General features: G+C 69.2%; 18 protein-coding genes and 1 tRNA gene. 6 read left to right on the forward strand and 13 right to left on the reverse strand.

Annotation, left to right across the window (positions count from 1 at the left end; translation table 11 throughout):
- Positions 1-37: 37 nt before the first annotated feature.
- Entirely contained in the window at positions 38-817 is a 780-nt protein-coding gene (gene cysE / locus KGA65_RS14150; protein ID WP_225863763.1) for a serine O-acetyltransferase, read from the reverse strand.
- A 79-nt stretch (positions 818-896) separates the two neighbouring features.
- Positions 897-1,697: an RNA methyltransferase gene (locus tag KGA65_RS14155; protein ID WP_225863764.1), complete on the reverse strand. Its 801-nt coding sequence runs from the start codon at positions 1,695-1,697 to the stop codon at positions 897-899.
- 189 nt (positions 1,698-1,886) lie between these two features.
- On the opposite strand from KGA65_RS14155, the gene KGA65_RS14160 reads away from it, so the two are divergent.
- Positions 1,887-2,861: an inositol monophosphatase family protein gene (locus tag KGA65_RS14160; protein WP_225863765.1), complete on the forward strand. Its 975-nt coding sequence runs from the start codon at positions 1,887-1,889 to the stop codon at positions 2,859-2,861.
- A 7-nt stretch (positions 2,862-2,868) separates the two neighbouring features.
- Here the strand turns inward: KGA65_RS14160 and fdhD are convergent, their stop codons facing one another.
- The 11 genes from fdhD to fdnG form a co-directional block, all read right to left on the reverse strand.
- The gene (gene fdhD / locus KGA65_RS14165; protein ID WP_225863766.1) at positions 2,869-3,729 is read right to left on the reverse strand and encodes a formate dehydrogenase accessory sulfurtransferase FdhD; all 861 of its coding nucleotides are present in this window, start codon (positions 3,727-3,729) and stop codon (positions 2,869-2,871) included.
- Positions 3,730-3,770: 41 nt separating this feature from the next.
- Positions 3,771-4,991 carry a ferritin-like domain-containing protein gene (locus KGA65_RS14170; protein WP_225863767.1) on the reverse strand — a complete coding sequence of 407 codons (1,221 nt, stop codon included), beginning with the start codon at positions 4,989-4,991 and terminating at the stop codon, positions 3,771-3,773.
- A complete protein-coding gene (locus KGA65_RS14175; RefSeq protein WP_225863768.1) occupies positions 4,948-5,814 on the reverse strand; it encodes a phosphate/phosphite/phosphonate ABC transporter substrate-binding protein in 867 nt (288 codons plus the stop codon). Before KGA65_RS14175 ends, KGA65_RS14170 begins: the two co-directional genes overlap by 44 nt.
- Positions 5,815-5,830: 16 nt before the next feature.
- On the reverse strand, positions 5,831-6,946 hold the full coding sequence (locus tag KGA65_RS14180) for an acyl-CoA dehydrogenase family protein (protein ID WP_225863769.1): 1,116 nt from the start codon (positions 6,944-6,946) through the stop codon (positions 5,831-5,833).
- Positions 6,947-7,160: 214 nt separating this feature from the next.
- Positions 7,161-7,253, reverse strand: a tRNA-Sec gene (locus tag KGA65_RS14185).
- A 13-nt stretch (positions 7,254-7,266) separates the two neighbouring features.
- Positions 7,267-9,234 carry a selenocysteine-specific translation elongation factor gene (gene selB / locus KGA65_RS14190; RefSeq protein WP_225863770.1) on the reverse strand — a complete coding sequence of 656 codons (1,968 nt, stop codon included), beginning with the start codon at positions 9,232-9,234 and terminating at the stop codon, positions 7,267-7,269.
- Positions 9,231-10,697, reverse strand: a complete 1,467-nt coding sequence (gene selA, locus KGA65_RS14195) for an L-seryl-tRNA(Sec) selenium transferase (protein WP_225863771.1) — start codon at positions 10,695-10,697, stop codon at positions 9,231-9,233. Before selA ends, selB begins: the two co-directional genes overlap by 4 nt.
- Complete coding sequence (fdhE, locus tag KGA65_RS14200; RefSeq protein WP_225863772.1) at positions 10,694-11,647, reverse strand: formate dehydrogenase accessory protein FdhE; 954 nt, start codon at positions 11,645-11,647, stop codon at positions 10,694-10,696. Before fdhE ends, selA begins: the two co-directional genes overlap by 4 nt.
- Before the next feature lie 74 nt (positions 11,648-11,721).
- Positions 11,722-12,348: a formate dehydrogenase subunit gamma gene (locus KGA65_RS14205; protein WP_225863773.1), complete on the reverse strand. Its 627-nt coding sequence runs from the start codon at positions 12,346-12,348 to the stop codon at positions 11,722-11,724.
- The gene (gene fdxH / locus KGA65_RS14210) at positions 12,345-13,268 is read right to left on the reverse strand and encodes a formate dehydrogenase subunit beta (protein ID WP_225863774.1); all 924 of its coding nucleotides are present in this window, start codon (positions 13,266-13,268) and stop codon (positions 12,345-12,347) included. Before fdxH ends, KGA65_RS14205 begins: the two co-directional genes overlap by 4 nt.
- An 11-nt stretch (positions 13,269-13,279) precedes the next feature.
- Positions 13,280-16,348, reverse strand: coding sequence for a formate dehydrogenase-N subunit alpha (gene fdnG / locus KGA65_RS14215; RefSeq protein WP_225863775.1), 3,069 nt, complete (start codon positions 16,346-16,348; stop codon positions 13,280-13,282).
- Positions 16,349-16,548: 200 nt separating this feature from the next.
- On the opposite strand from fdnG, the gene mutS reads away from it, so the two are divergent.
- The 5 genes from mutS to kdsA all read left to right on the forward strand — a co-directional run bounded on the left by mutS (position 16,549) and on the right by kdsA (position 23,449).
- Positions 16,549-19,158, forward strand: a complete 2,610-nt coding sequence (gene mutS, locus KGA65_RS14220; protein ID WP_225863776.1) for a DNA mismatch repair protein MutS — start codon at positions 16,549-16,551, stop codon at positions 19,156-19,158.
- The gene (locus tag KGA65_RS14225) at positions 19,155-19,979 is read left to right on the forward strand and encodes a proteasome-type protease (RefSeq protein WP_225863777.1); all 825 of its coding nucleotides are present in this window, start codon (positions 19,155-19,157) and stop codon (positions 19,977-19,979) included. The genes mutS and KGA65_RS14225 overlap by 4 nt, the downstream gene beginning before the upstream one ends.
- A gap of 7 nt (positions 19,980-19,986) precedes the next feature.
- Positions 19,987-20,787: an alpha/beta fold hydrolase gene (locus KGA65_RS14230; RefSeq protein ID WP_225863778.1), complete on the forward strand. Its 801-nt coding sequence runs from the start codon at positions 19,987-19,989 to the stop codon at positions 20,785-20,787.
- Between the two features lie 134 nt (positions 20,788-20,921).
- The gene (pyrG, locus tag KGA65_RS14235; RefSeq protein WP_225863779.1) at positions 20,922-22,580 is read left to right on the forward strand and encodes a CTP synthase; all 1,659 of its coding nucleotides are present in this window, start codon (positions 20,922-20,924) and stop codon (positions 22,578-22,580) included.
- An 11-nt stretch (positions 22,581-22,591) separates the two neighbouring features.
- Positions 22,592-23,449 (forward strand): 3-deoxy-8-phosphooctulonate synthase, encoded by an 858-nt coding sequence (gene kdsA, locus KGA65_RS14240; RefSeq protein ID WP_225863780.1) that lies wholly within the window; start codon positions 22,592-22,594, stop codon positions 23,447-23,449.
- The last annotated feature ends 40 nt before the right edge of the window (positions 23,450-23,489 follow it).

Raw genomic sequence — 23,489 nt, forward strand, 5'->3', positions numbered from 1 at the left:
GCAGTGCCCGGGGCCGGAAGGCGGCCCCGGCGCGGCCTCACTTCACCAGGCGGTTGAGACGCTCGGCGTCGAACTGCTCGGTGGTCCGGGCCTCCTGCGGCACGCAGGGGGCGGCAGGCAGCTCCCGCGACTGCACGGCCAGCTTCTCGATGGCCTGCCACAGCAGCGCGATCTGGTGCTCGTGCGAGGACGCGTTGTCGATCAGGCCCTTCATCGCCTGGGCCACCGGGTCGTCGCCACTGGTCAGGCCATAGGCCGAGAAGCCCATGCGCGCGGCCGCGGCCTCGCGCTTGGCATCCGCCTCGGCCTGGATGATGCGGGCGGGGTTGCCCACCGCCGTCGCACCGGCCGGCACCGGCTTGGTCACCACTGCGCCGGAACCGACGCGCGCCCCGGCCCCGACGGTGAAGCCGCCCAGCACCGCCGCGTTGGCGCCAACGATCACGCCCGCTTCCAGCGTCGGGTGGCGCTTGGCCCCCTTGACCAGCGAGGTGCCGCCCAGGGTCACGCCCTGGTAGATCGTGCAGTCGTCGCCGATCTCGGCCATCTCGCCGATCACGACGCCCATGCCGTGGTCAATGAAGACCCGGCGGCCGATGGTGGCGCCGGGGTGGATCTCAATGCCGGTCAGCCAGCGGGTGGTGTGCGAGATGAAGCGGCCGGCCCAGCGCAGGCCGTGGGTCCAGCACCAGTGGGCGCCGCGGTGCAGCGTCAAGGCGTGCAGGCCGGGGTAACAGGTCAGCACCTCCCAGCGGGTTCGCGCGGCCGGGTCGCGCTCCAATATGCAGGCAATGTCTTCGCGCAGGCGGGAGAACATGGCGGCTCCGTGGGTCGATGGATTCGGAAAACGAAAAAGCAAAGTCAGTGTAGCCGTCCGGCCCGGAACCCGACTCGGATCAGGGCTCTTTGCCCTGCTGCGAGGCGAGCTTCTGCATCGCCCGCGCGATGCCGCGCAGGATGTGCACCTCTTCCTGGGTCAGCAGCGCGCGGTTGGCCAATTGGTTCAAGCGCGGCACCAGCTTCTTGGGCGCGGCCGGGTCCAGAAAGCCCACGTCCACCAGCGCCTGCTGCCAGTGCGTCAGCAGACCCTGCACCGCCGCACCATCCGCCCAGTGCACGGGCGGTGTGCGTGGCTGCACGCCAAAGCCCCCCAGCGCCTGGCGCCAGTCGTAGGCCAGCACCTGCACCGCCTGGGCCAGGTTGAGCGAGCCGTAGGACGGATCGGTGGGAATGGACAGGCAGGCATGGCAGCGGTAGACATCCTCGTTGCCCAGGCCGAAGCGCTCGCTGCCGAACACGAAGGCCACGCGGTGCCCCTGCGGCGCCAGCTCGGCGAAGTGGGCCCGTGGCGCGAAGGTCGGCGGGCCGAAATCACGCGGGGTCATGGCCGTGGCACAGGCCCAGGTGATGCCATCCAGCGCCTCTGCCAGCGTCGGCACGATGCGGGCCTGCGCCAGCACATCGGTCGCCCCGCTGGCCAGCGCCAGCGTGTCCTCGTGCTGCAGCACGTCGGCGTAGCGTGGGGCCACCAGCACCAAGTCGGAGAAGCCCATCACCTTCATCGCCCGGGCAGTGGCCCCGACGTTGCCGGGATGGCTGGTGCGCACCAGCACGAAGCGGGTGCGATTGGCGCCGGGCGCCGGGGGCGTGTGAACTTGTGCCGGGGCGGCTTGAGAGACATCGGAGGTAGAGGACATTGCCAACACTGCGCTGCGCGCTAGAATTGCGGGTTTTCCGCAGTGGGCACCATTGTCGCTGCGTTGCTCTTTGTCCATCGCCAAGATCCTCCCTGCCCGCGCTGCTCTATCCTTGCAGATTGGCATGCCCTCGCCCCGACCCACGGTCGCGCAGGCTGCCCGCAGTCTCATCCCTTCACAGGTTGAACCATGACCCAGACCCTCCATCCCATGCTCAACATCGCCGTGAAGGCCGCCCGTGCCGCAGGGGCGATCATCAACCGGGGATCGATGGACCTGGATCTGCTGAAGATCAACACCAAGAGCCCCAACGACTTCGTCACCGAAGTCGACCAGCTGGCCGAAGAGGCCATCATCGACACCCTGCTGCAGGCCTACCCGAGCCATGGCATCCTGGCCGAGGAATCGGGCCGCGAGCGCGGCAACAAGAACAGTGACTTCGTCTGGATCATCGATCCGCTGGACGGCACGACCAACTTCATCCACGGCTTTCCGGTCTACTGCGTCTCGATCGCCCTGACCTTCCGGGGCAAGGTGGAACAGGCGGTGGTCTACGACCCCTGCCGCAACGACCTCTTCGTGGCCTCGCGCGGCCGCGGCGCCTACCTGAACGACAAGCGGCTGCGCGTCTCGCGCCGCACCCGCCTGCAGGACTGCCTGATCGGCACCGGCTTCCCCTTCCGCCGCGGCGACAACTTCCAGCGCTACATGAAGATGTTCGAGACGCTGATGCCGCTGTGCGCCGGCCTGCGCCGCCCTGGTTCGGCCGCGCTGGACCTGTGCTACGTGGCCGCCGGCTACTACGACGCCTTCTTCGAGACCGGCCTGAGCCCCTGGGACATCGCCGCGGGCTCGCTGATCATCACCGAGGCCGGTGGCCTGGTGGGCAACTTCACCGGTGAACCCGACTTCCTGAACCAGCGCGAGATCCTGGCCGGTTCACCCCGGATCTACGGCCAACTGGTGCCGCTGCTGAGCCCCTTCACCCGTGTGATCCAGGAAGAAACGGCCCCTGCCGAGACTGCGCCGGCCGACCCGGCGGCCGCTGACGCCACCGCCGAAGCTGCCCCCAAGGTCCGCAAGCCGCTGCGCCTGCGCAAGAAGGATGTCGAGGGTGACGGCGCCGCACCGGCGGCCGGCCCGGCCGAAGACGCCCCGTTCTGATCGGGCCTCAGCCCGCGGGCGTGTAGCGCACGGCCCGCGGTGGGCGGCACAGCCCCCACAGACACAGGCCGGCGGCCTGCGCGGCCCGCACCCCCAGCGCCGTCGGGGCCGACACCGTGGCCAATGCGGCCAGCCCGACCCGGGCGCACTTGGCCACCAGTTCGTGGCTGGCCCGGCTGGACATCAGCACCACGCCGGGCGCCCCCAGCTGGCCCTGCCGTGCCAGCACGCCAATGAGCTTGTCCAGCGCGTTGTGGCGCCCGACATCTTCACGCGCCCAGTGCAGCTGGCCCGCCAGGTCGGCCCAGGCGGCCACATGGAGGGCACCGGCCTGGGCATTGAGCGGCTGCGCCGAGCGCAATTGCGGCATCACCCGGGCCAGCAGCGCGGCATCCACCTGGCCCAGCCAGTCGGGGGCCGGCCGTGGAGCCGGCAGCAGTTCCAGGGCCTGCAGGCTCTCGATGCCGCAGACGCCACAGCCGGTGCGCCCGGCCAACGTGCGGCGGCGCTGCTTGAGCCCCTCCAGCCGGCGCGGTGAAATCTCCAGCTGCACCTCCCAGGCAGCCGGCGCGCCCGGCGCCTGACAGGCGGCGGGTCGCACCTCCAGGTCGCGCACCTCGTCGACCGAGGCCACGATGCCTTCGCTGAGGGCGAAGCCCAGCGCGAAGTCCTCCAGGTCCAGCGGCGAGGCCATCATCACGGCGTGCGAGATGCCGTTGAAGACCATGGCCACCGGCACCTCGTCGGCCAGCCAGTCCTCCACCGCCTCGGTGACGCCCGCCACCGCCCGCAGCACCGGCAGGCGCACCAGGCCGGCCGGCGCGTTGTCAGACGAGGAAGGGGCGAGAGCATCAGGCTGCCGGGGCATGGTGGCGGCCATTATCGGCGGCCCACCCGGCCCCTGCCGCCTCACATGAAATTGCGCGTGTGCAGCGCCGCCAGGCGCTCGGCCTGCTCGGCCGTGAACCCCAGCCGGACCAGCTTGGTGTAGCGGCCATCGGCCATGTCGCGCATGAGCTGCTGGACCTGCGCATACCCCTGGGCCACCTGGGCTGGTGCCAAGCCGCCGGCGGCGATCAGGATCAGCGCGTCGAACACCTCCTCGTTCAGCCCCGAGGTGCCGGCCAAGGCGTCAAAGCGCTGCTCGACGGCCGAGGCCAGCCGGTACCGGAAGTCTGGCTCCCGCTGCAAGCGGTACAGCAGATGCGACATGCCCAGCGCCACGTGCCGGGCCTCGTCCCGCGCCGCCAGCCGGGCGATCTGGCGCGTCAACGGGTCGGGCGCCTGGGTCTGCAGAAACTGCAGCAGGTTGACGAAGGTGCCTTCGCCCAGCACGGACAGCAGAAAGCTCGCGACCGAAAAATCCGGCTCGTCCAGCAGGCTTTTGAGGGAGGCCTGCCCGCCGGCGGTGGACAGGGCCGGCGCCGAGCCGCCGTGGCGGATGCGGCGGGTGAACACCTCGATGTGGCGGGCTTCGTCGCAGACCTGCATGGCCAGCGCGGCCTGCATCTCGCGGAAATGCGGATGCAGCTGCCCGAGAAAGCGCGCCGGCACCAGCAGGGCCGCGTTCTCGTTCTCGATCATGTAGGTCATGACCTGGACAATGGCCTGTTCGACCGGTGCGGGCAGGTCCACCGGCTGCGACCAGTCGATGGCCTGGTCCGGGTTCCACTGGGCCGCCACCGCCTGGGCATACAGGTCGGCCGCACTGTCGCTCCAGGCCTCGTCCTTGTGCGTCAACCGGAAGTGGTACACGGGCGCCCCCGCCTCCACCGTGGCGCCCCGCGCAGCCAGGCCCCAGTGCGGCCGGGCCTCCTCGGCCACCGCGCCCGTTTCGGCGGGGTCGATCGCGCCAGTGGACTCGGCGCCACGCCAGCGGCCGCTCTGCAAGCCCCCCCGCGTGACCCGCGCCTCACCGGAGGCATCCCCGGGCGCCTCAAAGCCGTGACCCTGGCTGCGGCACCAGTCCGCCAGCTGGATGGCCCAGGCCGGCGAGGCGCCCCGCACCCCGAGCACCCCGCCCACCGGCAGCGACGCCAGGGCGTGCTTGACCAGCAGATGCGCGCCGGCGTCGAAGCCCAGGGCCTCAATAGCGATATGCCGGCTCGGTGATGTGGCCTTGATCGTCATAGAAGTGCTCATCGCTCACCGCCCGTTCGAGCAGGGCGTAGCCGCTGGTGCGGCCCGGGTGCCAGGCCTTCAGACCTTCGAGCTCCAGCAGCGGCCGCACGGCCGGGTCGTTCCAGTCCATGCCCAGCAGGATCTCGCCGAAGCGCCGAGCGACGTCGGCCGGCACGCCCGGGCTGACGGTCATGTTGCAGTGGTCGAACAGCCCGGTGCTGGCCACGATGCGGCTGCCGCCGGCGGGCAGCGTCCCCTCGTGCGCAAAGGCCCGCTGGTTGCCCGCGATCATCCAGGCCGCGTCGATCTCGCCCTTCATCAGCGCCAGCGCCGCGTCGCGCTCGCCGCCGATGTGGTCGCCATGCTTGCCGCCCAGCACATCGAAGCGACGGGCGCTGTAATCGCGCCCGGCCACCAAGTCGGCCTGGTGGCGCAGGTGGTCCAGCGGGATCAGCGTGGCCTGGGGCGAGTCGATCGCGCCGAAGCCGATGGTCTTGCCGCGCAGATCGGCCAGGTCTTGCACCGGGCTTTCGCTGCGCACCACCAGCACGGAGGCCAGGTCCATGTCGCTGTCGCGCATGGCCAGGGCCTGCACCTGCTGGCCACGCGCGCGCGCCATGCGCTCGGCCCGCACCCAGGCCAGCGGCGAGTTCCAGGCAAAGGCGACGTCGCCCTTGAACTGGGCCTCGACCTGGGTCTCGTAGTTGGAATAGAGCAGGTAGTCGAAGGCGAAGCCGCGCTCGGCGAAGTAGGCCTTGAAGCCTTCCCAGATGGTGACCACCTTGGGCGCATAGGCCACGGCCCCCAGCATCCACGGTTGTGCTTGCGTCATGTCGGGTGTCCTCCGTTCAGGCCAGCGGCAGGCCACACAGGGCCCGACCGATGAAGTCGTAGAGCACGTCCGAGGTCGGCGCCATCACCGAGGCCGCGCGGGCATCCCGGAACAGGCGCTCGATCCCCACGTCCTTGCGGAAGGCGGCGCCGCCCCCGATGCGCATCGCGGTGTCGGTCACTTCCAGTGCGGCCTCGGCGGCCGAGGCCTTGACCTCCAGCACACGCAGCATCGCATCCGGCCGCCCCGCCGCCAGGGCCGCGACGGTGTCATCGCGCAGCAGCCGGGCCTGGTCCACGCGGATGCGTGCACGGGCCAGATAGGCGCGGATGGTGGGCAGATCGGCCAGCGAGCTGTTGCTCTCGGCAAAGCGGGTGCGCGTCAGATGGGTGGTCACACGCGCCAGCGCGCCCTCCATCAGGCCGATGGAGGCCGAGGCGATCAGGGTGGCAAACACCGGCAACTCCTCGCCATTCATGATGTCGGCACCGGCGCCGTCCGGCCCCAGCATGGCGTCCGCCGCGACCACCACGCCCTGCGCCGTCACCGGTGCCGAAGCATTGCCGCGCAGGCCCAGGCCGTCGTAACGGGCCGGGATGCTCAGGCCCTCGGCCCGGCTGCTGACCAGCCACAGCGTGCTGGCGCCTTCGGCGGCCGCCGGCTGCGAAGACCAGACATAGGAGTCGGCCTCACCCGCCGAGGTGACCATGCTCTTTTGTCCGTCAAGCTGGTAGCCATCGGCCAGGCGCTTGGCCATCCCCACCGGGGCCCAGAAATGGCTGCGCGAGCCCACTTCGGACCAGGCCAGCGTCGTCACGTGACGACCCGCCGCAATCTCACGGCGCACGGCTTGCGTGCCGTGCTTTTCGATCAGGACGGTGCCCGCATAGTGCATGCACACCACCATCGCGGTGGACGGACAGTCCTGCGCAATGCGCTCCACCACCGCTGCGGCTTCACGGAGACCACCGCCCAGGCCACCCACGGACCGGTCGCTGACCAGGCCCAGCAGCCCTGCCTGCCCCAGGGCCTGCAACGCGGCGCGGGGGAAGCGCCCCTCTCGGTCCGTCTCCAGCGCGGCGGGCGCAATGGTGTTCTGGACGATGGGTTCCAACAGGGCAAGGTGGCTCATGTGATGCGACTCCGGGGGTGGGCCGCCGGCGGGCCATGCATCGGCATGCCCTCTCCCGTGGCGTTGGGCCCAGGCCCTGAAGCGACGTCGGGTGCAGACCTGCAACACGCCCTGCCTGGCGGCAGATGAAGGGTCAAGACGACAAGGTCATGGCCCCATGCAAATCATTATTGCACCGGGTGTCGGTGAAGAACGCATGACGGCGCCAAGGGGGCGGAAGGCAGCCGGAGTCGAACCGACCAGGGAGCGGCTGACGCCCCCTACCGGGTTTGAAGCCCGGGCGCACCACCGGATGCGTTTGCCTTCCGAAAGCGCCCCTGTCACGGGGCCGGCGCGGATTGTAGGGGGGGCTCTTCCACCTGTTGGGGATGGGGCCAACCCGGCTCGGCCCGCAGCACATGGGCGTCCCGCACCCGCCGGGTGTAACCCACCCGGTCGAAGAACTCCAGCACCTGGATGGCCCGCTTGCGGCCCAGACCGGTGTGGTCGCGAAACTGCCGGGCCTCCACCTCGCCCCGCTCGGCGTGCGTGGACAACCATCCCAGCAGCCCGGACAGCAGCTGCACCTGCGATGCGGTGTAGAACAAGTCCTTGACCACCTGGAACAGCTGCCCCTGACGGGCCAGCTTGCGCATCAGCTGGCGCACCACCTCCTCGGGCGCGCCAGCCCGTCCGGCCAGGTCGCGCACCCAGGGTGGGTCGAAGCCGCCTTCCTCCACCCAAGGCAGCAGGCGTTCGGCCAGCGCGCGTTCGCTGTCGCTGAGGCTGACCTCGTGGTCCGGCAGGTGCAGCCAGGCGCCGCTGGCGGCGATGGCGCCGTCACGCAGCAGGACGTCCAGCAGCGCCCGCCACAGGGCATCGTGCTGCGGCTGGGCCTGGCCCGGCAGGGCCATGCGGCGCAGGCGGGCGGCATTGACGCCGGGCTCGTCGGGCGTGCGCTCGTGGAAGCGCGCCAGCGCCGCCAGCACCTGTTCGCGCCAGCGCTGCCAGACGGCCTCGGTCAGCAGCAGGGCATCGTCCGGCCCGCTGGGCAGTGGCACCAGCCCGGTATCGGCCAGCGCCAGTGCCTCGGGCGGCCGCCCCATCAGCAGGGCCAGGCGGCTGCGCAGCAGGCCGGTGGGCGACTGGGCCACCAGGTCGGCCAGCCGACCACCGGCCAGCGCCGCTTCCAGCGCGTCCAGATAGGCTTGGCGCTCCGGGCTGCGGCGCTTGCGTTCGGGCGCGAAGGGGTCGATCACTGCCCCGCCGCCGATGGTGCAACTGGCCTGGGCGTTGCGCAGGATGAAGCGGTCGCCCGGCAGCACGAAGACCGGCTGCGCGAAGACCAGTTGCACCCGGGCCTCGCGGCCGGGCGCCAGCGCCACGTCATCCAGCAGGGCCACATGGGCCGTCTGGTGGGTGGTGCCCGCATGCACATGCACCGGCGCCCACTGGGCCAGGGCCGGTGCGTCCGGCAGCAACTGCAGGCGCACATCCATGCGGGTGCTGGCCTGCAGGGCGCGGGGGTCGGCGATCCAGTCGCCGCGGCGGATGGCCTCGCGTTCGATGCCCACCAGGTTCAGCGCGCAACGCTGCCCGGCCACGCCGCGGGGCGCTGCCTGGTTCTGGGCATGGATGGAGCGCACCCGCACCCGCTGGCCGCTGGCGGAATGGGCCACGGTGTCGCCCACCGCCACCTGGCCGCCGAACACCGTGCCGGTGACCACCGTGCCCTGCCCGGCCAGCGTGAAGACGCGGTCCACCGCCAGGCGGAACAGGCCATCCTGGCGGCGCTGGGCATGGTGCTCGGCCAGAGCCCACAGATGGGCCCGCAGCGCCGCCACGCCAGGATCGCCTTCGGCCGTGGCGGCCGTTGCGAACACAGGGGCTTGGGCCAGCGGCGTGCCGGCCAGCAGCGCGGCCAGCTCGGCCCGCACCTCGGCCACCCGGGCCGCTTCGGTGCGGTCCACCTTGGTCAGGGCCACCGTGCCTTCGCGCACGCCCAGCAGGCCGAGGATGGCCAGGTGCTCGCGGGTCTGCGGCATCACGCCGTCATCGGCGGCCACCACCAGCAGGGCATGGTCCACCCCCACGGCCCCGGCGGCCATGGTGTGGACGAACTTCTCGTGGCCGGGCACGTCGATGAAGCCCAGCACCTCACCGCTGGCCAGCGGCGCATAGGCGTAGCCCAGCTCGATGGAGATGCCGCGGGCCTTCTCTTCCTTCAGGCGATCGGTGTCCACGCCGGTGAGCGCGCGCACCAGCGTGGTCTTGCCGTGGTCGATGTGGCCGGCGGTGCCGATGATCATCGCGCGCGGTCCTCCGCCAGCGCCTGCTGCAAGGCGCCGAACTGGGCCGCGAAAGCGGCTTCGTCGCGCTCGTCCAGGCAGCGCAGGTCCAGCCACAGCGCGTTGTCGCCGATGCGGCCGATCACCGGCCTCGCCAGGCCACGCCAGGCGGCTTCCAGCCGCGACAGGGCCCGGCCGGCCCGTTTCGCCTCGGTCGGCTCGATGCGCAGGCCCGCGCTGGGCAGGGTGTTGACCGGCAGCGCGCCGCTGCCGATCTGGCTGAACATGGGTGCCAGGGACACCTGGTAGGCGCTGCCCAGCGCGGCCTGCAGCGGCGCCAGCAGGCGCTGGGCCTGAGCCTGCATGGCCGCCTGCGGGCGGGTGAACAGGCGCAGCGCCGGCAGGCGCTCGGCCAGGAATTCCGGCGCCTGGTACAGACGCAGCACCGGCTCCAGCGCGGCCAGGGTGAGCTTGCCCACCCGCAGCGCGCGCTTGAGCGGGTTCTTCTTGATCTTGGCGATCAGGTCCTTGCGGCCGACGATCAAGCCGGCCTGCGGGCCGCCCAGCAGCTTGTCGCCGCTGAAGCTCACCACGTCGACCCCGGCGGTCACCACGTCGCGCACGGTGGGCTCGTGCGGCAGGCCCCAGTCGGCCAGGTCGATCAGGGTGCCGCTGCCCAGGTCCACCGCCAGCGGCAGGTCCTGGGCGTGGGCGATGCGGGCGACCTCGCTCTCGGCCACGCTGGCAGTGAAGCCGGTGACCGCGTAGTTGCTGCAGTGCACCTTCATCAGCAGCCCGGTCTTGGGCGTGATGGCGCCTTCGTAGTCGCGGGCATGGGTGCGGTTGGTGGTGCCCACCTCCACCAGCCGGGCGCCGGCGCGGGCCATGATGTCCGGGATGCGGAAGGCCCCGCCGATCTCCACCAGCTCGCCACGGGAGACGATGACCTCCTTGCGCGCGGCCAGGGCGTTGAGCATCAGCAGCACCGCCGCGGCGTTGTTGTTGACCACGGTGGCGGCTTCGGCCCCGGTCAGCTCGCACAGCAGGTCGCTGACCAGGTCGTCACGGTCCCCCCGGCCGCCGGTGGCCAGGTCGTATTCCAGGTTGGCCGGGCTCGTCAGGGCCTGGACCACGGCCTGCACCGCCTCGTCGGGCAGCAGGGCCCGGCCCAGGTTGGTGTGCAGCACGGTGCCGGTGAGGTTGAACACCGCCCGCAGACGAGGCGCCCGCTGGCGCTGCAGATCGGCCTCGACGGCCTGGGCCAGGGCGGCGGGCGAGCCGGCCTCGGTCGCCAGCACCTCGCCCGCGCGCAGGCGGCTGCGCAGCGCCTCCAGCTGCCGCCGCACGGCCGCGGTGACCAGGCTGAGCCCATGCTCCCTCAGTGCGGGCTGGAGTGCGGCACTGGCCAGCAGCTTGTCCACGGCCGGCAGCTGGGCCGGGGAGCTCAGCGCCGCAGCGGCGTCCAGGGAGGGGTTGCCGCTCATGCGTCCTGCATCTCCAGGTCTTGGTCCGAGGATTCACCGGAGGCCAGCGCCAGCAACGGGTTGCCGCTGGCCCGGCCGTAGGCGGTGTCCGCCATCAGCAGGTCCAGGGTCAGGCTGGCCAGGTCGTCGGCCAGCGGCTCCACCAACGGGTCCTTCTCCTGGTTCACCTGCTTGCGGTAGGTGTGGCAGACGTCGCAGGTTTCGGCCAGCACGGCCGGGTCGCCGCCCTCGATGCCCTGGTAACGCACGCCCTTCGTGGATTCGCAATGGCTGCACTTGACCCGCACCATGTGCCATTCGGTGGCGCACAGGCCGCAGTGCAGGTAGCGATGACCGCCCGCCTCGCCACCGATGCGCAGCACGCTGACCACCGGCGCGCTGCCGCACACCGGACAGATCGAGGCCGGGTCCACATAGGCGATGCGCTGGGTGTCCAGGCGGCTGGCGATGTCGGCATAGACGACCTGCAGCGCCGCCATCACCAGCGGCTGGGCCGCCAGCTCCGCGGGCGTGGCCTGCTCGGTCAGGAAGGCCTGGGCCAGCGCCTCCAGCGCGGCGTCGTCGCGCGCCGCCAGGCCGTGGGCGTTCTGGCGCAGGGCCTCAGGCAGGTCCTGCAGGGCGAGCACGCCGGCCAGCAGCTGCCGCAGCACGCCCAGCCAGGCCGGGTCGGGCCGCCACGGTGCAGGCAACACGGGCATGCCGTGGGCCAGGGACTGCTCGATGACCGCATCAGGCACCGGCTGCGTGGCCACGGTGGCCGCTGCACGGCCCTGCAGATCGACCAGATGCGCCAGGAAACGCAGGTAGTCGCCGATGGGATGACCCTCGGCCTTCTGGCGCAGGCGCGCCGCCCGCTCGGTGAACAGCGTGGCTGGCTGCGGCAGGCGCACCCGAGGGAACTCGATGCGGTCCAGCGATTCGATCTCGCCGGGTTGAAGAATGCGTTGCACGCCCAACTCCAATCAGAAAGAAACAGGCCGCCGGTGCTGGACAGCAACCGGCGGCCGGCACGGGAGAAAACCGGTCAGCTCTTGTCGCCGGTCATCTGGCGGTACCAGCCACGGTGGTGCTGCTTGGCCCAGGCGCGGGTGACCGTGCCGTAGAGCATGGCCCGGATGGTGCCACGGGTCCAGATGGCCGCGTAGACGTGCATGATGATCAGGCCGATCATCCACACCGCCCCGACCGCATGCAGCAGCGAGGCCAGGCGCACCGCCGTCACCGGCGGCGTCCACCAGGCGCGCCACATCAGCAGGCCGGAGACGAACAGGATGACCATGCCGATCACCAGGCCCCAGAACAGAACCTTCTGACCGCCGTTGTACTTGCCCTGCTCGGGCATGTCGTGGTCATTGCCGTCCACCATCTTGCGCACATTGCGCAGCCACTCCTTGTCGCGCGGCTCGATGACGTTGAGCTTCCAGAAGCGCCCGGCCATCACCACGAAGAACAGCATCATCACCACCCCGATGTAGGGGTGGAGGATGCGGGTCCAGGGGCCGCCACCGAAGAGCTGGGTGAGCGGGAAGAAGGCCGGGTGGAAGAAGGCCAGGCCCGACAGCGCCAGCAGGATGAAGCAGATGCCCACCACCCAGTGGTTGGCCCGTTCCGAGGCGTTGTAGCGCTGCAGGTCACGAGGATTGCGTCTCATCGCTGCGACTCCTTCTCCAGGGCTTCCTGGTCCTTGCGCTCCATTTCATCCTCCAGTTCCTTGGACACCTCGTTGGGGCCCTTGGTGATGAAGTGGAACAAACCGCCCAGTGCGGCCGCGCCCAGGGCCACCATCGCCAGCGGCTTGGTGATGCCCTTCCAGACGCTGACCATGGGGCTGATCTTGGGCTCGTCGGGCAGGCCGTGGTAGAGCGAAGGCGTGTCCGCGTGGTGCAGCACGTACATGACGTGCGTGCCACCCACACCAGCCGGGTCGTACAGACCCGCCTTCTCGAAGCCACGCTCCTTGAGGTCGGCGATGCGCTCCTCGGCCTGGTCCTTCATGGCCTGCTTGGTGCCGAACATGATGGCCCCGGTCGGGCAGGTCTTCACGCAGGCCGGCTCCTGACCCACCGCCACGCGGTCCGAGCAGAGCGTGCACTTGTACGCCTTCTTGTCCTTTTGCGAGATGCGCGGGACGTTGAAGGGGCAGCCGGTGACGCAGTAGCCGCAGCCGATGCAGTTTTCCTCGTGAAAGTCGACGATGCCGTTGGTGTACTGGATGATGGCGCCCGGCGAAGGGCAGGCCTTCAGACAGCCCGGATCGGCGCAATGCATGCAGCCATCCTTGCGGATCAGCCACTCGAAATTGCCGGTGCTCGGGTTGTCGTACTCGGTGAAGCGCATCACCGTCCAGGCGTTGGCGGTGAGGTCAGCGGGGTTGTCATAGACCCCCACGTTCTCACCCGGCTCCTGGCGCAGGTCGTTCCACTCCATGCAGGCGGTCTGGCAGGCCTTGCAGCCGATGCACTTGGACACGTCGATGAGCTTGGCGACCTCGCCCGAGGCCGGGGCGCGTGCACTGGGCGACGGCGTGGTCGTGGCCGAGCGCTGCTGGATGTCGAGAGATTGCAGTGACATGGCGCGCTACCTCAGACTTTCTCGACCTTGACCAGGAAGGTCTTGAACTCGGGGGTGTTGGTGTTGCCATCCCCCACGAACGGCGTCAGCGTGTTGGCCAGAAAGCCCGGCTTGGTCACGCCCTTGAAGCCCCAGTGGATGGGGATGCCGACGTGGTGCACCGGCTTGCCCTCGATGGTCATCGGCTTGATCCGCTTGGTCACCACCGCGCGGGCCTTGATGTAGCCCCGCTTGGACGAGACCTTCACCATGTCCCCGGCGGCAATGCCCAGGCTCTGCGCCAGCACCTCGCCGATCTCGACGAACTGCTCGGGCTGGGTGATCGCGTTGAGCAGTGCGTGCTTGGTCCAATAGTGGAAGTGCTCGGTCAGGCGGTAGGTCGTGCCCACGTGCGGGAACTCCTCGGCCTTGCCGAAGGTGTCCCAGATCGGCTTGAACACCCGCGCCGCCGGCGAGTTGGTCGCCTTCGGGTTCTTCGGGTGCATCGGGTTGTAGCCCAGCGGGGTGTCGAAGGGCTCGTAGTGCTCGGGGAACGGCCCTTCGGCCAAGCCCTTCTTGGAGAAGAAGCGGGCCACCCCCTCGGGGTTCATGATGAACGGCCCGGCCCCGGTCTCCGGCGCCAGCGTGGGCGCCATGTCGGGCACATCCGCGCCACCCCAGGCCGTGCCATTCCAGCCGATCAGCTTGCGCTGCGGATTGAAGGGCTTGCCGTTGACGTCGCAGGAGGCACGGTTGTAGAGCACGCGCCGGTTGGCCGGCCAGGCCCAGGCCCAGTTCAGCGTGTTGCCGATGCCCGTCGGGTCGGCATTGTCCCGCCGCGCCATCATGTTGCCCGCGGTGGTCCAGGCCCCGGCAAAGATCCAGCAGCCCCCCACGGTGGAGCCATCATCGCGCAGCTCACCGAAGCCTGCCAACTGCTCGCCCGCCTTGCGGATCACCTTGGTCGGGTCCTTGGGATCCATCAGGTCGGCCAGGGCGCGACCGTTGTACTCCTTGGCCACCTCTTCCGGCGTGGGCTCCTCGGCTTGCGCGTAGGGCCACCACAGCTTGGTGATCGGGTCGGGGAACTTGCCGCCGTCCTTGGCGTACATCTCGCGCAAGCGCAGGTGCAGGTCCGACATGATCCGGATGTCGGTGCGCGCCTCGCCCGGGGGCTCGGCGGCCTTCCAGTGCCACTGCAGCACACGCGAGGAACTCACCACCGAACCCTCTTCTTCGGCGAAGCAGGTGGTGGGCAGCCGGAACACCGTCGTCTGGATCTTGTCGGTCTCGACGTCGTTGTACTCGCCGTGGTTCTTCCAGAACTCCGAGGTCTCGGTCGCCAGCGGATCCATCACCACCAGGAACTTCAGCTTGGCCAGGCCGGCGCGCACGCGGTCCTTGTTGGACAGCGCGGCCAGCGGGTTGAAGCCCTGGGCGATGTAGCCGTTGACCTTGCCCTGGTTCATCAGCTCGAAGATCTGCAGCATGTCGTACTGCTTGTCGAACTTGGGCAGGAAGTCATAGGCCCAGTTGTTCTCGGCCGTGGCGGCCGGACCGTACCAGGCCTTCATCAGGCTGACGTGGAACTTCGGGTAGTTCTGCCAGTAGCTCATCTGGCCCGGGCGCAGCGGCTTCTGCGTGCGGGTGTCGATGTACTTCTGGTACTCCTGCTCGGCCTGGCTGGGCAGCGACAGGTAGCCCGGCAGGCTGGTGGACAGCAGCCCCAGGTCGGTCAGGCCCTGGATGTTGGAGTGACCGCGCAGCGCGTTCATGCCGCCACCGGCCACACCGATGTTGCCCAGCAGCAGCTGCACCATCGCCCCGGTGCGCAGGATCTGCGCGCCGATCGAGTGCTGCGTCCAGCCCAGCGCGTACATGATGGTCATGGCGCGGCCCGGCACCGCCGTGCTGGCCATCTTCTCGCACACATGCAGGAACTTGTCCTTGGGTGTGCCGCAGATGCTCTCGACCTTCTCGGGCGTGTAGCGGCTGTAGTGCTTCTTCAGCAGCTGGTAGACGCAGCGCGGGTGCTCCAGCGCCGGGTCGGTCTTGACGTAACCGTCCTCGCCCAGCTCGTAGTCCCAGCTGGTCTTGTCGTAGCTGCGCTTTTCCTCGTTGTAGCCCGAGTAGATGCCGTCTTCGAACGCGAAGTCCTCGCGCACGATGAAGCTCATGTCGGTGTAGTTGACGACGTACTCGCGGTGGATCTTGTCGTTCGTCAGCAGGTAGTTGATCACCCCGCCCAGGAAAGCGATGTCGCTGCCCGACCGGATGGGGGCATAGAAATCAGCGACCGAGGCCGAGCGGTTGAAGCGCGGATCGACCACCATGAAGTACGCCTTGTTGCGCGCCTTCGCCTCGGTGACCCACTTGAAACCGCAGGGGTGGGCTTCGGCGGCATTGCCGCCCATGACCAGGATGACGTCCGCATTCTTGATGTCGACCCAATGGTTCGTCATCGCTCCACGGCCAAACGTCGGGGCAAGACCTGCCACCGTCGGGCCGTGTCAGACACGGGCTTGGTTGTCGAATGCGAGCAGACCCCAGGAACGGGCCACTTTGTGGGTGATGTAGCCGGCCTCGTTGCTGGAGGCCGAGGCCGCCAGCATGCCGGTGGTGAGCCAGCGGTTGACCGTCAGCCCGTCGTCGGTCTTCTCGACGAAGTTGGCGTCGCGGTCTTCCTTCATGAGCTTGGCGATGCGGCTGGACGCCTCGTCCCAGGAGATGCGCTTCCACTCGTTGGAGCCCGCCTCACGGACTTCCGGGTACAGCAGCCGGTTCGGGCTGTTGACGATGTCCAGCAGGCTGGCGCCCTTGGGGCACAGCGTGCCGCGGTTCACCGGATGGTCCGGATCGCCTTCGACGTGGATGACCGAGCGCTTGGCGTTCTTCGCGCCATCGCCCAGCGAATACATGAGGATGCCGCAACCGACCGAGCAGTATGTGCAGGTCTGGCGGGTGACCGTGGTCGCGGCGAGTTTGTACTGGCGGACTTCGGCCAAGGCGGTGGTGGGCGAAAAGCCCATCAATGCCAGGCTGGAGCCGGCCAGGCTTGAGCCAGTCACTTTCATGAACTGGCGCCTGGAGAGTTGCACCATGGGGCCCTCGTGAGAAACATCAAGAATGGTGCGGTCGATTCTAGGATTCGGGTGGAGCCTGGGAAGGCACCGCCCCTACGTGGTAATACGTAGAACGTCACGATCCTGGCCGCGCGGGCCTGCCCGGTGGCCCCCTCTGCCTGCGCGAGCGCGTGTGCGAAGATGGCGGGCTGCCCTCGCGGAAGTGCCCGCTTCTCGTCATGACCCAGCCCCTCCCACCGTCCGACAGTCCCGAACTCGCCGCGGCGCTCGAAGGCCACACGCCCATGATGGCGCAGTACCTTCGGCTCAAGGCCGCCCATCCCGACACGTTGCTGTTCTACCGGATGGGGGATTTTTACGAGCTGTTCTACGACGATGCCCGCAAGGCCCACCGTCTGCTCGACATCACCCTGACCACCCGCGGCCAGAGTGCCGGCGAGCCGGTGGTGATGGCCGGCGTGCCGGTGCACGCGGTGGAGAACTACCTGGCCCGGCTGATCAAGCTGGGCGAATCGGTGGCGGTGGCCGAGCAGATCGGCGACCCGGCGACCGCCAAGGGGCCGGTGGAACGCAAGGTCGTTCGGGTCGTCACACCCGGCACCGTGACGGACAGCGAGCTGCTGAACGACCGTGCCGACACCCTGCTGCTGGCTGTGGCCCGCCAGCGCAGCACCTGGGGCCTGGCCTGGCTGGGTGTGGCCAGCGGACAGCTGGGTCTGGCCGAATGCAGCGAGAAAGAGCTGGGCAGTTGGCTGGCGCGTTTGAGCCCGGCCGAGCTGCTGCTGGACCGCGATGAACTGCCGGCCGCCCTGCTGCAGTGCCGCGCCGCCCGCACCAAGCGGCCGGCCTGGCAGTTCGACAGCGGCCTGGGGCTGCGCAAACTCTGCGAACAGCTCAAGGTGGCCACCCTGGCCGGCTACAGCGCCCAGGAGCTGACCACCGCCCACGCCGCCGCCGCCGCGCTGCTGACCTATGCCGAGCACACCCAGGGCCGCGCGCTGGCCCATGTGAACACCTTGACGGTGGAGCGCAGCAGCGAGCTGATCGAGCTGCCCCCCACCACCCACCGCAACCTGGAGCTGACCGAGACGCTGCGCGGTGAAACCTCGCCCACCCTGCTCTCGCTGCTCGACACCTGCCGCACCGGCATGGGCAGCCGCGCCCTGCGCCACTGGCTGACCCACCCGCTGCGCGACCGCGGCCAGGCCCTGGCCCGGCACGGCGCGATCGCCCAGATGCTGACCGACGGGGTCGAGCCGCTGCGCGAGCTGCTGCGCGGCGTCAGCGATGTGGAGCGCATCTCGGCCCGCATCGCGCTGCGCCAGGTGCGGCCGCGGGAGCTGTCCGGCCTGCGCCAGACGCTGGCCGAGCTGCCGCGGCTGCGCGCGGTGGCGCCGCGCGGCAGCGCCCTGCTGGACAGCCTGCACGCCGACCTCGTCCCGCCGCCCGCGGTGGGCGAGCTGCTGAGCCGCGCCATCGCCGCCGAGCCGGCCGTGCTGCTGCGCGACGGCGGCGTGATCGCCACCGGCTTCGACGCCGAACTGGATGAGCTGCGTGCCATCGGTCAGAACTGCGACGACTTCCTGCTGGCCCTGGAGGCCCGCGAGCGCGAGCGCACCGGCATCACCAACCTGCGGGTGCAGTTCAACAAGGTGCACGGCTTCTACATTGAGGTCACCAGCTCGGGCCGGGACAAGGTGCCCGCCGACTACCAGCGCCGCCAGACCCTGAAGAACGCCGAGCGCTTCATCACCCCCGAGCTGAAGGCCTTCGAGGACAAAGCCCTGTCGGCCCAGGACCGGGCCCTGGCCCGCGAAAAGTGGCTGTTCGAGCTGCTGCTCGACGAGCTGCAGGGGTTTCTGGGACCGCTGACCGCGCTGGGCCGGGCCCTCTCGGCCCTGGACGCCCTGGCCGCGCTGACCGAGCGCGCAGCCACACTGGACTGGTGCGCGCCCGAGTTCGTCAACCACCCCTGCATCGAGATCCAGGCCGGCCGCCACCCGGTGGTGCAGGCCCGCCTGGCCGAAACCGGCACGGGCGACTTCATCGCCAACGACTGCCGGCTGGATGCCCGCACCCGGCTGCAGATCATCACCGGCCCCAACATGGGCGGCAAGAGCACCTACATGCGCCAGGTGGCGCTGATCGTGCTGCTGGCCTCGATGGGGTCCTACGTGCCGGCGCGCTTCTGCCGCCTGGGGCCGATCGACGCCATCCACACCCGCATCGGCGCGGCCGACGACCTGGCCAACGCCCAGTCCACCTTCATGATGGAGATGACCGAGGCCGCTGCCATCCTGCACAGCGCCACCGAGCACTCGCTGGTGCTGATGGACGAGATCGGCCGCGGTACCTCCACCTTCGACGGCCTGGCCCTGGCCTCGGCCATCGCCGGCCAGCTGCACGACCGCAACAAGGCCTTCACCCTGTTCGCCACCCACTACTTCGAGCTGACCGAGTTCCCTCGCCGCCACGAGCGGGCGGTGAACCTGCACGTGAGCGCCGCCGAGAGCGGCGACGACATCGTGTTCCTGCACGCCATCGAGCCCGGCCCGGCCAGCCGCAGCTACGGTGTGCAGGTGGCCCGCCTGGCCGGCATGCCGCCAGCGCTGATCCGCCAAGCCCGCGCCACGCTGGAGGCGCTGGAAACCCAGGCCCAGGCCCGGGAAGCCCAGGTGGACCTGTTCGCCCCGCCGCCGGCCCCCACGGCCCCGGTGCCTTCGGAACTGGAAGAAGCCCTGGGCGCGATCGATCCGGACACATTGACCCCCCGCGAGGCCCTGGACGCGCTCTACCATCTCAAGAAACTGCAGAAAGCCCACCCATGACCTACTGCGTCGGCATCCGGCTCAATGCCGGTCTGGTGTTCCTGTCCGACTCCCGCACCAACGCGGGGGTGGATTCGATCAGCACCTTTCGCAAGATGATCGTCTACGAGAAGCCGGGCGACCGCTTCATGGTGCTGATGTCGGCGGGCAACCTGAGCATCTCGCAATCGGTGCGGGAGATCCTGCAGGTGGAGAAGCTGCCCAACGGCGACGACGAGCCCATCACCATCTGGAACGCCCAGAGCATGTTCGACGCCACCCGGGTGCTGGGCGCGGCCGTGCGGCGGGTCTATGAGCAGGATGGTCCCTCGCTGAAGGCCGCCGGCATCGACTTCAACTGCAGCATGATCTTCGGCGGCCAGATCGGGGGCGAGGCCATGCGCCTGTTCCTGGTCTACTCGGCCGGCAACTTCATTGAGGCCACCCGCGAAACCTGCTTCTTCCAGATCGGCGAGAGCAAGTACGGCAAGCCCATCCTGGACCGGGTGCTGACCCCCCACACCCCGCTGGACGAGGCCGCCAAGTGCGCGCTGGTGTCGATGGATTCCACGCTCAAGTCCAACCTGTCGGTGGGCCTGCCGCTGGACCTGCTGGTCTACGAGGCCGGCCAGCTCCGGAGCGACCGCATCGCGGTGCTGGACGAGCACAACCCTTATTTCCAGATGATCCACACCACCTGGGGCCAGCGCCTGCGCGAGGTGTTCGAGGGCATCGACGACCCGCAATGGGATGGCACCGACGCCACCCACCCGTTGCTGGCGGCCAGCGAGCGCTTCGAGCCGATGCGCAAGATCACCCACTCCGAAGAGAAGATCGTCTGAGGCGGACATGGACGGCACGCTGGTCTTCTCCCACGGCAACAGCTTTCCGGCCGGCACCTACCGGCAATTGTTCCGGGCCTGGGAAGCGGCCGGCTTGACGGTGCGGGCGGTGCCCATGTTCGGCCACGATGCGGCCTATCCTGTGGCCAGCAACTGGCGCGCGCTGCGGGACCAGCTGATCGACTTCATCGACGCCCTGGGGCAAGACAGGCCGGTCTGGCTGGTGGGGCATTCCATGGGCGGGCTGCTGAGCCTGATGGCGGCCTGCCGCCGGCCGGACCTGGCCCGCGGGCTGGTGATGCTCGATTCACCGCTGATCACCGGTTGGCGGGCCCAGAGCGTGGCAGTGTTCAAGCGCAGCGGCCTGATCCGAAAAGTCTCGCCCGGCAAGGTGTCCCAGCAGCGCCGCTACCAGTGGCCCGACCGCGACAGCGTCCACGCTCACTTCGCGGCCAAGCCGATCTTTGCCCGCTGGGCCCCGCAGGTGCTGGACGATTACGTGGAAGCCGGCTTCGTCGCGGCCCCCGAGGGCGGGCTGCAGCTGCGCTTTCACCGCGAGGTGGAGACCCGCATTTACAACACGCTGCCCGACCACCTGGGCCGGCTGGTCCGGCGCCACCCACCGCGCTGCCCGGTCGGCTTCATCGCCGGCACCCGATCGGTGGAGATGCGCCAGGGCGGCGTGGCCGGCGCCCGCACCCTGGCGCAGGAACGCTTCCGCTGGCTCGAGGGCACGCACCTCTACCCGATGGAGCGGCCGGACGACACCGCCCGCGAGGTGCTGGACCTGCTGTCCGACATGCGGTGAACCCCGCCCCTTCGGCCGCCCCGGGCGGGCCGATATAATGCCGATTTACCACCACAGCGCACATGCATGTCCGCCAGGGGGTCGGTTGAAGCAACCGGCAGTCCGGGCGGGGGTGAAGGCGTGCGCTGCACGACATGACCAAGTTCGTCTTCGTCACCGGCGGTGTGGTGTCCTCCCTCGGCAAGGGCATCGCGTCGGCCTCCCTCGCTGCGGTCCTGGAATCGCGCGGTCTCAAGGTCACCCTCATCAAGCTGGATCCCTACCTCAACGTGGATCCGGGCACGATGTCCCCGTTCCAGCACGGTGAGGTGTTCGTCACCGACGACGGCGCCGAGACCGACCTGGACCTGGGCCACTACGAACGCTTCATCACCACGCGGATGAAGAAGTCCAACAACTTCACCAGCGGCCAGATCTACAAGACGGTGCTGGAGAAGGAACGCCGCGGCGACTACCTGGGCAAGACGGTGCAGGTCATCCCGCACGTCACCAACGAGATCCAGGAACACATCCAGCGCGGGGCCGGCGTCGGCACCCCGGACGCCGTGGATGTGGCCATCGTCGAGATCGGCGGCACGGTGGGTGACATCGAGTCCCTGCCCTTCCTGGAGGCCGTTCGCCAGCTCAGCCTGAAGATGGGGCCGGCCCACACCGCCTTCGTCCACCTCACCTACGTGCCCTACATCAAGGCCGCCGGCGAGCTCAAGACCAAGCCGACCCAGCACACGGTGCAGAAGCTGCGCGAGATCGGCATCCAGCCCGACGTGCTGCTGTGCCGCGCCGACCGCGAGGTGCCGGCCGACGAGCGCGAGAAGATCTCGCTGTTCACCAACGTGCCGCTGCATGGCGTGATCTCCATGTGGGACGTGGACACCATCTACAAGGTGCCGCGCATGCTGCATGAGCAGGGCCTGGACGAGCAGATCTGCATGAAGCTGCAGCTGCTGACCAAGCCAGCCGACCTGAAGATCTGGGACGACCTGGTCCACGAGGTGGAGCATCCGCAGGGCGAGGTCACCATTGCCATGTGCGGCAAGTACACCGACCTGTCGGACTCGTACAAGTCGCTCAACGAGGCGCTGCGCCATGCCGGCATGAAGAACCATGTGCGGGTGAAGATCGAGTACGTCGACGCCGAGACGATCACGCCCGACAACGAAGTGCAGGTGCTGGGCGGCTATGACGCCGTGCTGGTGCCCGGCGGCTTCGGCAAGCGGGGCGTGGAAGGCAAGATCTGCGCGGCCCAGTTCGCCCGCGAGTCCAAGGTGCCCTACCTGGGCATCTGCCTGGGCATGCAGGTCGCCACGATCGAATACGCCCGCCACAAGGCTGGCCTGGAAGGCGCCAACTCCACCGAGTTCGAGCCCGAAGCGCCGAACAAGGTGATCGCGCTGATCGACGAATGGCAGGATGCCGACGGCACGATCCAGAAGCGCGACGCCAGCTCCGACCTGGGCGGCACGATGCGCCTGGGCGCGCAGAGCTCCGACGTCAAGCCGGGCACGCTGGCCTATGACATCTACGGCCCGGTCGTGACCGAGCGCCACCGCCACCGCTACGAAGCCAACGAACATTACCTGGACGCCCTGCAAAAGGCCGGCCTGGTGATCTCGGCCATCACCCAGCGCGAGAAGCTCACCGAGATCGTCGAGCTGCCGCGTGACGTGCACCCCTGGTTCGTCGGCGTGCAGTTCCACCCCGAGTTCAAGTCGACCCCGTGGGACGGACACCCGCTGTTCAACAGCTACATCAAGGCCGCGCTGGACCACCAGGCCGCGCGAGCCAAGGCCTGAAGGAGACCGGCATGCAGCTCTGCGGATTTGAGGTGGGCCTGGACAAGCCCTTCTTCCTGATCGCCGGCCCCTGCGTGATCGAAAGCGAGCAGTTGCAGATGGATGTGGCCGGTCAGCTCAAGGAAATCACCGCCACGCTGGGCATCCCGTTCATCTTCAAGAGCAGCTACGACAAGGCCAACCGCTCCTCGGGCAGCTCGCCGCGCGGGCCGGGCATGGAAAAGGGACTTAAGATCCTGGCCAAGGTCCGCAAGGAGCTGGGCGTGCCGGTGCTGACCGATGTGCACACCGAGGCCGAGGTGCCGGCCGTGGCCGCCGTGGTCGACGTGCTGCAGACACCGGCCTTCCTGTGCCGCCAAACCGATTTCATCCGCGCCGTCGCCCAGTGCGGCAAGCCGGTGAACATCAAGAAGGGCCAGTTCCTCGCGCCGCACGACATGAAGAACGTGATCCAGAAGGCCCGGGACGCGGCCCGCGAGGCCGGCCTGTCCGAGGACCGCTTCATGGCCTGCGAGCGTGGCGCCAGCTTCGGCTACAACAACCTCGTCTCCGACATGCGTAGCCTGGCGATCATGCGCGAGACGAACGCCCCGGTCGTTTTTGACGTGACCCACTCGGTGCAACTGCCCGGCGGTCAGGGCACCAGCTCGGGCGGCCAGCGCGAGTTCGTGCCGGTGCTGGCCCGCGCTGGCGTGGCGGTGGGCGTGGCCGGGCTGTTCATGGAGACCCACCCCGATCCTGCGCATGCCATGTCGGACGGCCCGAACGCCGTGCCCCTCAAGCACATGAAGGCTTTGCTGGAGCAGCTGGTGGCCCTGGACCGCGTGGTCAAGACCCAGCCCCTGCTCGAGAACGATTTCAGCTGCTGAGGCGCTTTGCGCCCCGGCAAGCACAGAACCCAGTTTCAAC

Origin of the sequence: Ideonella benzenivorans (assembly GCF_020387415.1) — a bacterium.
In the GTDB taxonomy this organism is placed as follows: Bacteria; Pseudomonadota; Gammaproteobacteria; order Burkholderiales; family Burkholderiaceae_C; genus Ideonella; species Ideonella benzenivorans.